At 45.7% G+C, this 13604-nt stretch carries 13 protein-coding genes; 6 read left to right on the forward strand and 7 right to left on the reverse strand.

The annotated features are described in order from the left end of the window. The first annotated feature begins 243 nt into the window (after window positions 1–243). Window positions 244–1368, forward strand: coding sequence for an aldose epimerase family protein (locus BQ7394_RS03750; protein ID WP_075556141.1), 1125 nt, complete (start codon window positions 244–246; stop codon window positions 1366–1368). A gap of 615 nt (window positions 1369–1983) precedes the next feature. Next, complete coding sequence (locus tag BQ7394_RS26175; RefSeq protein ID WP_235848662.1) at window positions 1984–2157, forward strand: hypothetical protein; 174 nt, start codon at window positions 1984–1986, stop codon at window positions 2155–2157. Window positions 2158–2166: 9 nt separating this feature from the next. On the opposite strand, the gene porE is transcribed toward BQ7394_RS26175, so the two are convergent. Together porE and BQ7394_RS03765 are read right to left on the reverse strand one after the other, a co-directional pair. Beyond that, on the reverse strand, window positions 2167–4158 hold the full coding sequence (gene porE / locus BQ7394_RS03760; RefSeq protein ID WP_075556143.1) for a PorE family type IX secretion system protein: 1992 nt from the start codon (window positions 4156–4158) through the stop codon (window positions 2167–2169). Between the two features lie 74 nt (window positions 4159–4232). Continuing rightward, complete coding sequence (locus BQ7394_RS03765) at window positions 4233–5450, reverse strand: S-adenosylmethionine:tRNA ribosyltransferase-isomerase (RefSeq protein ID WP_075556144.1); 1218 nt, start codon at window positions 5448–5450, stop codon at window positions 4233–4235. Between the two features lie 117 nt (window positions 5451–5567). On the opposite strand from BQ7394_RS03765, the gene BQ7394_RS03770 reads away from it, so the two are divergent. Genes BQ7394_RS03770 through BQ7394_RS03780 form a run of 4 tightly spaced genes read left to right on the forward strand, consistent with a single transcriptional unit; the run spans window position 5568 to window position 9519 of the window. Next, window positions 5568–6638, forward strand: coding sequence for a DUF2027 domain-containing protein (locus BQ7394_RS03770; RefSeq protein ID WP_075556145.1), 1071 nt, complete (start codon window positions 5568–5570; stop codon window positions 6636–6638). Window positions 6639–6672: 34 nt separating this feature from the next. Further along, entirely contained in the window at window positions 6673–6810 is a 138-nt protein-coding gene (locus BQ7394_RS26055) for a hypothetical protein (protein WP_154674734.1), read from the forward strand. A 48-nt stretch (window positions 6811–6858) separates the two neighbouring features. Then, window positions 6859–7335 carry a CYTH domain-containing protein gene (locus BQ7394_RS03775; RefSeq protein WP_075556146.1) on the forward strand — a complete coding sequence of 159 codons (477 nt, stop codon included), beginning with the start codon at window positions 6859–6861 and terminating at the stop codon, window positions 7333–7335. Between the two features lie 24 nt (window positions 7336–7359). Then, window positions 7360–9519, forward strand: coding sequence for a S46 family peptidase (locus BQ7394_RS03780; RefSeq protein WP_075556147.1), 2160 nt, complete (start codon window positions 7360–7362; stop codon window positions 9517–9519). A gap of 75 nt (window positions 9520–9594) precedes the next feature. On the opposite strand, the gene BQ7394_RS25940 is transcribed toward BQ7394_RS03780, so the two are convergent. From BQ7394_RS25940 to BQ7394_RS03810, 5 genes are all read right to left on the reverse strand, one after another. Continuing rightward, window positions 9595–9765 (reverse strand): hypothetical protein, encoded by a 171-nt coding sequence (locus BQ7394_RS25940; protein WP_165359785.1) that lies wholly within the window; start codon window positions 9763–9765, stop codon window positions 9595–9597. After that, window positions 9758–10333, reverse strand: coding sequence for an ATPase (locus BQ7394_RS03790; protein WP_028729609.1), 576 nt, complete (start codon window positions 10331–10333; stop codon window positions 9758–9760). Before BQ7394_RS03790 ends, BQ7394_RS25940 begins: the two co-directional genes overlap by 8 nt. Window positions 10334–10473: 140 nt before the next feature. Beyond that, window positions 10474–11601 carry a radical SAM family heme chaperone HemW gene (hemW, locus tag BQ7394_RS03800; protein ID WP_075556149.1) on the reverse strand — a complete coding sequence of 376 codons (1128 nt, stop codon included), beginning with the start codon at window positions 11599–11601 and terminating at the stop codon, window positions 10474–10476. A 52-nt stretch (window positions 11602–11653) separates the two neighbouring features. Next, window positions 11654–12097 (reverse strand): lipocalin-like domain-containing protein, encoded by a 444-nt coding sequence (locus BQ7394_RS03805; RefSeq protein WP_235848663.1) that lies wholly within the window; start codon window positions 12095–12097, stop codon window positions 11654–11656. 5 nt (window positions 12098–12102) lie between these two features. Further along, complete coding sequence (locus tag BQ7394_RS03810) at window positions 12103–13593, reverse strand: capsule assembly Wzi family protein (RefSeq protein WP_075556150.1); 1491 nt, start codon at window positions 13591–13593, stop codon at window positions 12103–12105. Window positions 13594–13604 lie beyond the last annotated feature (11 nt).

Here is a 13604-nt window from a genome sequence, read left to right on the forward strand (position 1 = left end):
CCCAATTACCCTGCGACAGGCGAACAAGCGGTAGATATTAATACTAAAGTAATGAAATAAAGTTCTTCTGTTCGATCTCTGTGAAGAGCAAAGACAGACAAAAACAAACCTCCCCGGATCATTTCCGGGGAGGTTTCTGTTTTATTAGCGCAATTTTATCTTAACGGAGGCAAATATTATTCAGAGAAAAGTGTATATTTGCCCTCATCTGTAATGAAAACACTTTAAATTATTAATTTTCAAATGAAGAGACTATGTATGGCTGTCATGGCAATGTGTTTATTGCTGTCGTGCGCCGAAAAGAAAGAAGAGGCTACACTCTCCGGGTTATTGAAATCTGATTTCGTATCAGAAGTGGAAGGTAAACCAACTGCATTATACGTGCTGAAGAATAAGAATGGTGCAGAAGCATGCATTACCAACTATGGTGGCCGTTTGGTTTCTGTTATGGTTCCTGATAAGAAGGGAAATATGACCGATGTAGTATTGGGATATGACAACGTAGGTAAATACGTTGCTTCAGATGGTAATTATGGCGCGCTGATCGGACGTTATGGTAATCGTATCAACCAGGCTAAATTCACATTGGATGATACCGAGTATACACTTCCGGCTAATGACGGTAATCATTGTCTGCATGGTGGTCCTCTGGGATATCATACCCGTATGTGGGATGCTAAACAATTGAACGACCAGTCTCTGGAATTAACTTATTTGTCGAAGGATGGAGAAGCCGGTTTCCCCGGAAATCTGGATATAAAGGTAACTTATACTTTGACAGATGATAACGCTGTCGATATCAAATATGAAGCTACTACCGATAAGAAAACAGTGGTGAACCTTACTAACCACAGCTATTTCAACCTGTCGGGCGTTCCCGGATCTAATGTATTGGATCAGGAAATTATGATCAATGCAGACAATTTTACTCCGGTTGATGAAACGCTGATTCCGACAGGCATAAGCACTGTTGCTGAAACTCCGCTCGACCTGCGTACTCCGGTGGCTATCGGAAAACATATCGGCGAACAGTTCGATCAGTTGGTTTTCGGTCGTGGATATGACCACAACTGGGTATTGAATGCAAAGGGTGATAAGAACGTATTGGCTGCAAAAGCTTATTCTCCGACCAGCGGCATTGCTTTGGAGGTTTATACAAATGAACCGGGTATACAATTCTATACAGGTAACTTCATGGATGGAAAAGATACCGGTAAACACGGTGTATTATATCCCCACCGCGGCGCATTCTGTCTGGAAACCCAACATTATCCCGACTCTCCAAATCATCCGGACTTCCCAAGTGTTGTGTTGAACCCGGGAGAAAAGTACTTCAGCGAATGTATTTATAAGTTTACTGTAGAATAATTCAGTTATAGGATATTCGGATAGAGTAAGTCTGTCTGTTGATGCATAAAGGGTACCGTTTACGGTGCCCTTTTTTTGTAGTTAATAATTCTTTGCAATCAATATATTTTATTGCTTTTCGTTATCTTTGCTCCGACAACATGTTGGCCGGACATTGAGTTTCGGCTCTTCATCAGTTGGCAACGTTAAGCGTTTAAGATATTATCTTTGGAACTGAAAATCGCCAAGTTTCAAGTCGAACAAGGATAATAGGCAACTAAACGCTCACGCTTGTTATATATATTCATGTATATAATAGAGCGTGGGCTGTTGTCTTATTATTTGTTCGATGGGTGTTTGGCGATACCTCAGTTCCGAATAATAGATTAGCAGTTTCCACGCTTCTTTATAATATAAAATGCCAAACGAGGGAAACGGGGCGGCACAGAGTTAGAATATGAATCCTAAAGAAAAAGAACGGATTGCTGTGTTTTACTGGATATCGCCGAAAGTATAGGAGGCAGTGTTGCCATATCCGATTGTCCTCATTACAAGCAGCTGAAGGATAGAATCGTCCTGACGGAACAGGATTTTGAAATGGCCCGCAACGCATCTGTGTTGACAAGTTTAGCGGTTTTGAAGAATGTACATTATAACACAAAGATGATGCTGGCCTTAGCCGTTTGTGACCTGTATTCCGAATACATGGTTGTTCCGTTCGACTATCGTGTAGCCTTCGAAACATTGATGAACGCGATAGACTGGCCTATCTCATTCTCCGAAGTTCTGGCACGAAGCAGAACGGAATAACAATCGCTGTTAGAATAAATTATAGTTTGTTCGAAGTACCTTAAACTCTGTACGACGGTTTATCTGATCGGCCATTTCCTGTTGTTCAGGAGTGAGTGTCAGGATAAACTCTTCCGTCAAAACATCCCCTTCTTTCAAAAAGTCGAAACTTTTTGCCAGTTTCTTATTGATTGTCTTCGGCACGCTTTCACCATATCCTTTGGCTTCCAGGCGTTCTTTGTCGATACCTCCGGCGATCAGATAATCGACAACGGACTGGGCACGCCGCTGGGCAAGACGTTCGTTGTACTGGTCGGTTCCTTTACGGTCGGTATGTGCTCCTAATTCGATTGTCACATTCGGATTATCGTTCAGCATCTTGATCATTTCATCCAATGCTTTTTGCGATTCGGGGCGTAAAGTTGCCTTGTCGAAATCGTAGAAGATATTCTCGATCACTACCGGTTTGCTGATCGGAGAGAGGTAGAAGTCGACGATATAGGTCTCGTTCTTTTCTTCCGGGCCTGTCTTCAGTTCGAAATTCTGGTTGAGGTAACCGCGTGCACTGGCCATCATTACGTAGCGGATGTCGCGTTCCAGTTCTACCCGGTAGCTACCGTCTTTCTTTGCCGGAACTTTTACATTCAGGCCATCTTTACCGACAATGCGTATGGTGGCGTCTTCGATCGGGTATTCATCCACGTCCGAAACGAGTCCTTCGATAAATATCGTGATGGTTGGCAGTTCGAATGAATAGAGGTGGTCGTAACCGCGTGCGTCGTTGCGGTTGGAGCTAAAGAAACCTCGTTCCTTGTTCCCTTCGAAGGTAATACCGAAATCATCACCCATTGAGTTGATCGGGGCTTTCAGGTTTTCCACATGCCACTTGCCGGTACTGTCCTGGGTGGCTTTGAAAAGGTCGAGACCGCCCATACCCGGATGCCCGTTCGATGCGAAATAGAGCGTAACGGAGTCGCGGACATACGGGAACATTTCGTCACCGGGAGTATTGATTTCCGGTCCCAGGTTTTCCATCGGGCCGAAGTCGCTACCCACGAGTCTGGAACGGAAGATGTCTTTTCCCCCGAAGCCTCCGACGGCATCGGATACATAATAAAGATATTTCCCGTCGGGAGAAACAGACGGATGTCCCAGGGCGGTTACGGAGTCTTTCACGATGGATGCGCGTGTCCCTTTTCCCCATTTGGCACTGCTACGGGTGGATACGTATATTTCAGAGGTACGCGGTCCTTCCGGATCTTGTGCGCAATAGGTGTAATACATGGTGTTTCCGTCTTTTGAGAAAGAAGGTGTTCCTTCATCAAATTCGGTGTTCACTTCATCTTCCAGTTCGATAGGAGCCAGCCAGTTGCCTTGTTCGTCTTTCTTGACCAGGAAGAAGTCGTTGTTTCTTATTCCGGTGATGGCACTGACTGTTTCCTCTTTATCTTTCCCGGCTCCTTTGGGGGTACGGGAAGAGGTGAAATAAAGCTGATCGTAAGCTTCTCCGAATAGCATCGGGCAGAATTCACCGCGACGGGAGTTGAACTTCTCCATACGTTTAACGGTGTAACGGGTAGGGTTCTGTTTCCATTGCGGAGCCAATTCGCTTCCTTTGATACCGTTCAGGGCCAGTTCGCTTTCCGGGTTTAGTTTCAGAAACTCGTTATAGTAGCGGATTGCTTCGGCATACCTGCCGCTTCTCTGGTACATCTGTCCCAGGCGAAGGTTTACAATGCTGTCGGGGTAGTCGTAGCGCAGTGCATTCATGTAGGCACTTGTCGCTCTCGGCGTATTGTTGATAAGCCGGTTACATTCAGCCATTCGATAGGCAATATATCCGCGAAGATCCCGCTTCTGGGGAGAAGTCTTTGTATAAACTTTCCGGTAAATGGCTGCTGCTTCAAAGTATTCACCAATGCGTTGCTTCTCCTCCGCATCACTCAGCTTGGCCGATTTGCAGGAAAACAGTAGCAATACAGATAGAAACAGTAGTATATAGGGAGTAATCTTCTTATTCATCACCAGACATTCTTTATAATAAGTAATAACGAATGGAATGAAGGGATATTGCATTTACCTTGTATTCAATCATATTATAACAGCAACGAACTATCCCCGTAACTAAGGAAACGGAAATCGTTAGCGAGTGCATAATCGTAGATATTTTTCCAGTCGCCTTTGACAAAAGCGGAGATAAGCAGAAGCAAGGTGCTTTTAGGCTGGTGGAAGTTCGTGACGATGCCTTTTACGATCTTGAACTCATAGCCTGGGGCGATGATGATTTGCGTAGATGTGACCAAAGCATTCAAGGCATGCTTATCCAGATAATTGAGGATGTTTTGCAGCGCCTCGACCGGTGTCAGCCGGTTGTTGGCTTCGTCGTAGGGCATCCATTGTTTGACGGTCAGTTCGTCTGAAGTCGCATCCGGATTGGAGGATAACGCTATACCTATATAATACAAGCTTTCGAGCGTGCGGACGGAAGTTGTCCCGACGGCAATGATTTGGCCGATATGCTGCATCACCTGTTCGATGGTACTTCGGCGTACGGAAATGAACTCCGTATGCATCTCATGTCCTTCGATCGTCTCGCTTTTTACAGGCTTGAATGTTCCGGCACCCACATGCAACGTCAGCTCTTCGCGACCGAACCCTTTCGCATCCAGATCAGCCAGCACTTCCGGAGTGAAATGCAGTCCTGCCGTCGGGGCTGCGACCGAGCCTTTGATTTTGGAGTAGACCGTCTGGTAAGTCTTTAGATCGCTTTCCTCTGTCTTCCGGTGAAGATAAGGAGGGATAGGCAACTCTCCCGCAGCATCCAGCACTTCGGCAAAACTGAATCCGCCATCCCACGTAAAACGTATCTGGTGCGTTTCCCCGTAACTTTGTACTTTTTCAGCACGTAATGTTACCTTTTGTCCGTTGATCTCTATCTCCCGGCTGAGGCAAGGTTCTTTCCACTTCTTCGCATTCCCGATCAGGCAGATCCAGCAACAGGTTTCCGTCTCCTGGAAGATCCGTTCATAATCGTGCGGCTCGGAAGGATCGAGACAGAAGACTTCGATCTGCGCTCCCGTTGCACGTTGGAACAGTAGCCGGGCTTGTATTACGCGGGTATTGTTGAATACCATCAGTGAACCTTCCGGAAGATAATCCGTGATCTGCTTGAAGATACTTTCGCTAACCTCTCCGTTACGGTAGAGTAACAATTTAGACTCATCCCGTTTCGGCAGCGGGAACTTGGCGATTCGCTCGTCGGCCAACGAATAATTATAATCTTCGATACTTATCTGTTGAGTTTTTGTGACCATTGCATTCATTATTACGGGGTACGATCTTACCGAACCCGGCTGCAAAAGTACAAATTTGTATGATATTATGGTATAATGAAGTATCTTTGTCGACACGAATATAAAGATAAAATAAGTATGAATATAAAGGTTGGTGATAAGGTGCGTTTCCTCAATACGACAGGAGGCGGCATTGTACGTAGTTTTAAAGGGAAAGATCAGGTATTGGTAGAAGACGAAGACGGCTTTGAAGTTCCGGCCCTGATCCGCGAATGTGTTGTTGTCGGTGGCGATAACGAGATGCAGGTGCATAGCTCTAACCGTCCGCGTGTGCAGCTTCAGCCCCAGGTTCAGCAACCGATGCCGAAACCCCAGCCCAAAGAGGAAGAGGTGAAGGTGGAAGAAACGCCCGAAGGCGAACGCCTGAACATCCATCTGGCTTATTTGCCGGTCGAACCATCGAAAGTTATACAGGATAGCGGCTATGAAGCCTATTTCATAAACGATAGCAACTATTACCTGTTCTTCAATTATATGAATCGTCATAACAATAGTTGGATAAGCCGTTACAACGGTCTGGTTGAACCGAACACAAAGATATTTATGGAAGAGTTCGGCAAAGAAGACTTGAATGATCTCGAACGCGTATGTGTGCAGCTGATCGCTTTCAAGAAAGATAAACCTTACTCGCTGAAGAATTCCATCTCGGTTGAATTGCACCTCGATACGGTCAAGTTTTACAAGCAACATTGCTTTATGGAAAATGATTTCTTCGAAGAAGACGCTTTGGTTTATTCCATCGTGCGTAACGACGTTCCGGAAAAGGAATTGCTTGTCTCTGCTGCGGAGTTGAAAGAGGCCATGTATCAGAAAGCCGGTGAAGATCGTCATGCCCCGCAGCCGATCGTAAAGAAGAAGTCTGACGGTGCCGTCCTGGAAGTCGACCTGCATATAACTGAGCTGTTGGATAATACAAACGGACTGAGTAACGCGGACATGCTAACTTATCAGCTGGATAAGTTCCATGAAATCCTCGGTAAGTACGCAAACCATAAAGGACAGAAGATTGTCTTTATCCACGGTAAAGGTGACGGAGTACTTCGTAAGGCTATCGAAAAAGAGTTGAAAACGAGATACAAACAACACTATTATCAGGATGCATCTTTCCGTGAGTACGGATTCGGTGCAACTATGGTAACGATCAAGTAAAGATACCTCCTGATTAATAACAGATAAGTACCGTATGAATCCTATTTCCCCTTGCAGAAAATCTGTTGCCGACAGTGTCGACAGCTTTGCCGACGTCGTCGACAATATTGCTGACGCCCTCGACAATATTGCCGACAGCGTCGGCAACAACTTTCCTGCAAGGGAAAACTAGAATAGATGCCGTCCTGATACGGCAAACAACCGGATAAACGAGAATGATATGGCTACCGAAATAGAAAGAAAGTTTATTGTAAAAGGCGACTTCTCTGCCGATGTATTCGATGCGCAACGCATTGTACAGGGATATATCTGTTCTGAGCCCGGACGCACGGTGCGTGTTCGTATTCGTGGGGAGAAAGGTTTTCTGACTATCAAAGGCCCTTCGGATGAAAAAGGACTGAGCCGTTACGAGTTCGAACAGGAAGTGCCGCTTGCGGATGCCGAACAGTTATTGAAGTTATGCGAACCGGGAGCCATCGATAAAGTGCGTCACCTTGTCCGTGCAGGGAAGCATATCTGGGAAGTGGATGTCTTTCACGGAGCCAACGAAGGTCTGGTTATGGCCGAAATAGAACTGGCTTCCGAAGACGAAGTATTTGAGATACCGGAATGGATAGGGGAAGAGGTAAGCGGCGACAGGAGATATTACAACTCGATGCTTACCAAAGAACCTTATACCGGATGGGCGAAGAAATAGTACTAATTTAAACGATAAAACACTATGAAGAGAATCTTATTATCCCTTTTGGCTGCCGCTCTGTCATTGCCGGCCGTAGCCGACGAAGGAATGTGGTTGCTTCCTTTGCTTAAGCAACAGAAATTTCCGGAGATGCAGGCACTGGGCTTGAAGCTGCAGGATTACGACATTTATAGTCCCGACTCTGCCTCGCTGAAAGACGCCGTTGTCATCTTCGGCGGCGGTTGTACCGGTGAGATCGTATCGCCGGACGGTTTGTTATTGACCAACCATCACTGCGGATACGGCCAGATACAGCAACACAGTACGCTGGAGCACGATTACCTGACCGACGGCTTTTGGGCAACTACCCGTGACCAGGAACTTCCCAATCCGGGACTGACCGTGACCTTCATTGACAAAATAGAAGATGTCACCGATTACGTGAAAGCGGAACTCGAGAAAGATACCGATCCGAACAGTATGAATTTCCTTTCTCCCAAATACCTGAACGGACTGGCTAAAACCCGGGTAGGAGAGAAGTTCCTGCAGGATAACCCCGGAACGGAAGTGGAGATCAAAGCCTTCTACGGCGGTAACGTATATTATATGTTCACGAAGAAGATCTATTCGGATATCCGCCTGGTCGGAGCTCCCCCTTCATCTATCGGTAAGTTCGGTGCCGACACCGACAACTGGATGTGGCCGCGTCATACGGGCGACTTTTCCGTTTTCCGTGTCTATGCCGATGCCAACGGTAACCCGGCTGAATATTCCGAATCGAACGTTCCGCTGCGTCCTAAGCGTTGGTTCAAGATCTCTATAAAGGGAGTGGAAGAAGACGATTACGCCATGATGATGGGATTTCCCGGACGTACAAACAAGTATTATACCTCCTGGGAAGTTGCCGAACGTCGTGATATCGACAATGCAGTCCGTATCAATGTCCGCAACCTTCGTCAGGAAGTGATGCTGGACGAGATGCTGAAAGACCCGTCTGTACGTATCCAGTACGCCAGCAAATATGCCGGATCGACTAATGCTTACAAAAATGCTATCGGTAGCAATTGGGCGATAAAAAAACGTAACTTCGAACAGGTTAAGAAGGAAGAGCAGGATCGCCTGATTGCCTGGTCGCAGGATAATGACGAGTCTGATTATCCGGAAGCCTTATCTACGATCGAACAGATCGTTTCCGATCGCAAAGACCTTCGCTTCCGTAGCTGGATGCTGGATGAAGCAATCCTGCGCGGTATTGAATTCACAAAAGTGCCTTCGGATATTCAAGCTGTCAGCGAAGCCTTGAAGGGTAAAGACCGCAGCGAACAACAGAAGCAGGTACGTCTGCTGGAAATGGCCTACCACCGTTTTGCCGATAAGGATTACGCACCCGAAGTGGACAAGAAGATTGCCAAAGTGATGTTGAAGGAATATCGCCGCTTGGTTCCGGCTAAGTCGCAACCGGCTTACTTTACCCTGATCGACAAGAAGTTCAAAGGAGATGTAGACCGTTTTGTGGATTATCTGTTCGACAAATCTATCTATGGTAGTGAAGAAAACTTCGATAAGTTTAAAACGCGCCCTTCCGTTAAAGCACTGGAAGAAGACCCGATGATCCTGTTTGCTAAATCAGTGCAGGAAGAAAAGTCTAACCTGAATGCTGCTCTGGCGGATTTCGATGCCGGTTATGCCATCGCTCACCGGATGTATGTAAAAGGGCTATTGGCCATGTATCAGGATAAAGCCAATTTCCCCGATGCCAATTTCTCCCTGCGTCTGACTTACGGCCAGGTGAAAGGATACAGTCCGCGGGATGCCGATTATTACAGTTGTCAGACAACGCTTGACGGTGTGATGGAAAAAGAAGACTCAACCAACTGGGAGTTTGTTGTTCCTGCTCGTCTGAAAGAATTGTATGCCGCAAAAGACTTTGGCCGTTACGGTATGCCGGATGGAAAAATGCCTGTCGCTTTCAGTGCGACAACACATAGCACCGGAGGAAACTCGGGTAGCCCTGTTTTGAATGCAAACGGAGAACTGATCGGTATTAACTTCGACCGTAACTGGGAAGGTGTAGGAGGTGATATACAATACCTGCCGGATTACCAGCGCAGTATTATCGTAGATATCCGTTACGTCCTGTTCCTGATCGATAAATATGCTGGTGCCGGTTACCTGTTGGAGGAAATGGATCTGGTAGAATAATCGGATAATGGGAGTTGTTATCATAAAAAAAGCGAATGATCGAAAGATCACTCGCTCTTTTTATATCTGATATAATTAAAATATGCCTTTTTCCAGGTCAGCTGCCTTTACGCGGAAAATATATCCGTTGCGAGAGAAGACTAATTCTCCGTCTTCTTTCTTTTTCTGGTTAACTAAGCGTTGAAAAGCTATATTGGCACCTTTAACTATATTCTCTTCAAATTCTCTTACTTCTTGTTCACTCATGATGTTCAAGTTTAGTGTAAATATCCGAATTATATATCTCTTTTTTATCATTCCTGAATCCTTTGGCGATTACTTCCATCGGAGACATAGAATTGTCTGTTACCATCCAATAATCACTAATGGGGATATATAGTTCAAAAAGATTGTGAATACCCGCCTCGTATCTACGGCGGATAGTACTCTCCGGTATGTTATGACCACCGGCTGCCACTCTCATTTTTACCCGTTCCACTGCCAGATCCGGCGTATTCAGCCAGAAATATAACAATGTAACATAATATCCTTCCCTTTGTGCTTCCCTGATCAGATTTGCGACTGACCGGGTGGCGAGCGTAGTTTCCATTGCAAAAGTCTCACCGGCTGCGATGAGTTCTTTAATGCGCTTATACATAATTCGGCTTGCTTCTACAGCTACGGCGATGCTATCTGCGTTAAAAGGGGAAAGCCCCTTGGCTATCTCGTCGGAGTTCACAAACTCTTTACACTTCAACATCTCTGGAAGAATTGTAAATGAAGCTGTGGTCTTCCCTGCTCCGTTGCAACCTGATATTATATATAAATATGGCACTATTTGCTGCTTTTTGACAGGGCAAATATAGATAATAGTTTAATATGTTGTACTATTTATTTCTCAAAAATCGTGAAAATGTGCAGAATTTGTACGAATAACCCCCTGTTTCGTTGTTTCGGAGGCCTGTTTTGTTAATTTTAGACCCATAAAAGGTCGCTCATTATACTATCCGATATGAAAATTCCGTTGCGGGAGAGCGTCAGGGTTGCGTCTTTTTCGATAAGAAGTCCTTGTTTGAGGTAAGGGGTAGCTTGCTTTTGGCAATAGATTAATTTGTCATTTCCGAACTGTCCTTGAATTTCGGTTAAATTGACGCCCCACATCGTGCGAAGTCCCGTAATAATGAAATCATTATAACGGGTGTTTATATCCAGCTCTTCCACCTCTACCTCCGGAGATCCGCTTTCAATTCCCCGGATATAGGCCGGAAGGGAAGAAACATTCCATTGACGGTTTTCCCCATTGTAGGAATGAGCGGACGGACCTACTCCCAGGTATTTCTTCCCGGTCCAGTAGGAACTGTTATGACGGGAGATCATTCCGGGACGTGCGAAGTTGGATATTTCGTAATGAAGATAGCCGTTTGCCGTCAGCCGGTCGATCAGGGAGGTGAACAGAGTTACGCTGACCTCTTCTTCGACAGGAGATATCTTTCCGGCTTCCTTTAATTTATATAAGGCGGTTCCCTCTTCATATATTAAATGGTAAGCGGAGATATGGGGAATATCCAGTCGGATGGCCGTGTCGAGGTTCGACTCCCATTCTTTCAATGTCTGTCCGGGCAAGCCGTAGATCAGATCGATACTTATATTCGCGAGGTCATTTCCTTTGCATAATTCAACAGCCTGCAAGGCTTGTTCCCGGTCGTGCCGGCGGTTGAGGAAGCGCAGGTCTTCCGCCTTGAAACTTTGTACCCCCATGCTGATACGGTTGAAAGGAAATCTGCGAAGGCCGGTAACATACTCGGGTGTCATATCATCCGGATTAGCTTCGAGTGTGACCTCCTTGCAACCGGATGTGTCGAATAAGCGTTGTATGGCATCAAATATATGTTCGAAGTCAGTGGCTTGTAATTGGGAGGGAGTTCCACCTCCGAAGTAGATCGTTTCTAACGGTTCATTGCCGATGTAATCCTTTCTTATTTCCAGTTCGCGGATAAGGGCAGTCACGTACGGCTCCTTGTATTTCATTTCCGTGTTGGAAAAGAAATCGCAATACAAACATCGTTTGGCACAGAACGGAACGTGTATATAAAGACCTGCCATATCGCACTGATTTAGTTATTTCGATAACAAATGTAGGTAAAAAAGCTGCTTATCAAAAACTCCGGAATGTTAACGTTGCATAGTCCGACCGGAGAATTAAAGATTTACCGTCTGCTTTGATTACGTCGAATACTGTTTCCGTACTGTCCATGCCAAAAGGCAGGAGCTGCTCGTGAGTGGCCAATGTGTTTGTATTGTAGGGGACACTAAACTCTTTTACTGTAATCATTTCGGCTTCCTGGTCGTAGTTGAAACGGCCGACGAAAGTACCGTATTTGTTCTCACTTTTATCTCTGATTTCCACCAACTGTAATTGTATGGCATAATATATACGTTCGCACGGGTGAATGGTTCCGTCCGCCGTTTCGAAATGCATCAACTGCCATTGTCCGTCAGCATTGCCGTTTATCGGTGCCTTCTCGCAGCCGCTTGAAAAGATCATGCAGCAAAGAAGCATGATAAGTATATTCAGGTTCTTATTTATTCTTGCTTTCATATATTTTATTTCAGGAGGATCCCTTCTTTTTTGATTACTAACATGCCACCGGTATTATTTCCCAGATAAGTGCCGTGGTCGAGTCCCAGTGCAGCAGAGATAGACCAGCCCCGGAGTTTCCGTGGACTGTATGTGACTTCGTACAGTGAACTGAACTGTTTACGGACTTCGTCCAGAGGATCATCGTATGTCCCCCAATGTCTGGCGTAACTCATCAGTACGCGATAGCTTATTTCTTTCGAGGGATTTCCGTTGAAGCCGATATGTTGTGACAATATGCGGTTACTCTTAAACAATAAACTTCCGTCTTCATTATAAAGCGGTGCCGGTAGGAGAGGGTTCCCCATTCCCATGCCCCAATGTTGCCAGCTTTGGTAATAGTAATTATTGTAATAGTTGTCTTTCGCGCTGATCTGGTATTCGCTGAAGTGGCCGGCAAATCCGTCGTACAACATCGGACCTGTCTGGTCTTTGGTAGCCAGGCCTTCCCATACGAACGTACTGACCCACCGGTTATGAGGCAAGGTTACTTCCAGGCCGATATGTCCGTCTTTCCACCGTCCGTACTCAAAGAACATCTGGGAGTGGTCGTCGAAGAAATGTTCGTAATATCCTCTGAATTTCCAGTCATTCAGGTAATAGCTTAATGCAATGTTCCAACTGCCCACATGGTTACCCAGGATATTGACCTGATCTCCCCAGGGAGTATCGTCGCCCCCTTTTCCGGGAATGAGTACATTGAAGAACTCCTTCACTCCTGTGGGCATTGTGTATATCTGTTTACTTTGGCGATTAGCATTGTATTCGTATCCTTTTCCGCCGAACTGTGCCGCCATGATCATGCCGAAATCGAGTTCGAGAGGAAACTTCTCTTTTTTACCGATACGGAATAAGAGGGACTTGCTATGATACAATACATCTTCTACATATTGCTTGTTGACGGCGACATAATCACGTTGCCAGCGGTCGTCGGTAAAACGTCCGTAGGCTATGTGCCCTTTCACTTTCAACCAGGCGTTGGTAAAAGGCACATTGGTGAATTCCTCAATGCCGACTCTTACCTGGGGAACGGGGCGGGTATTATTCCCTTCTACCATTCCTCCGCTGCTTAATTGCGGATTTTTCCCAAAAGGATCGCGTTCCTTACTGCCGACACTCATACTCAGGCATTGCCAGGATATATTGGCATAAGCCTGTTGGATAATAAAAGCAGAAGTGTTATTTGCCGCTGTTGCCAGATCGAAGCCAGCTTGTATGTTCCAGTGATGCTTCAGCTTTTTATTAAAGGCTAGTCCGGCTTCCAGGTAGGCACTGTTCGGTTTAATGCTGGACAGACCGTTCCTGTTGGCGGTAAACCAGAGTGGGGCATAATTGCCTCCCCCCGCAGTGACACCTGTTTCTACATGATAGGTAAAAGACGGATCTGTTGTTTGTGCATATAAGAATGTAGTGTGACAACAGATAGCCAGTAACACTGTTCGTAATTTGTATATCATTAAATACTAGT

It is taken from the genome of Parabacteroides timonensis (genome assembly GCF_900128505.1).
Taxonomy (GTDB): domain Bacteria; phylum Bacteroidota; class Bacteroidia; order Bacteroidales; family Tannerellaceae; genus Parabacteroides; species Parabacteroides timonensis.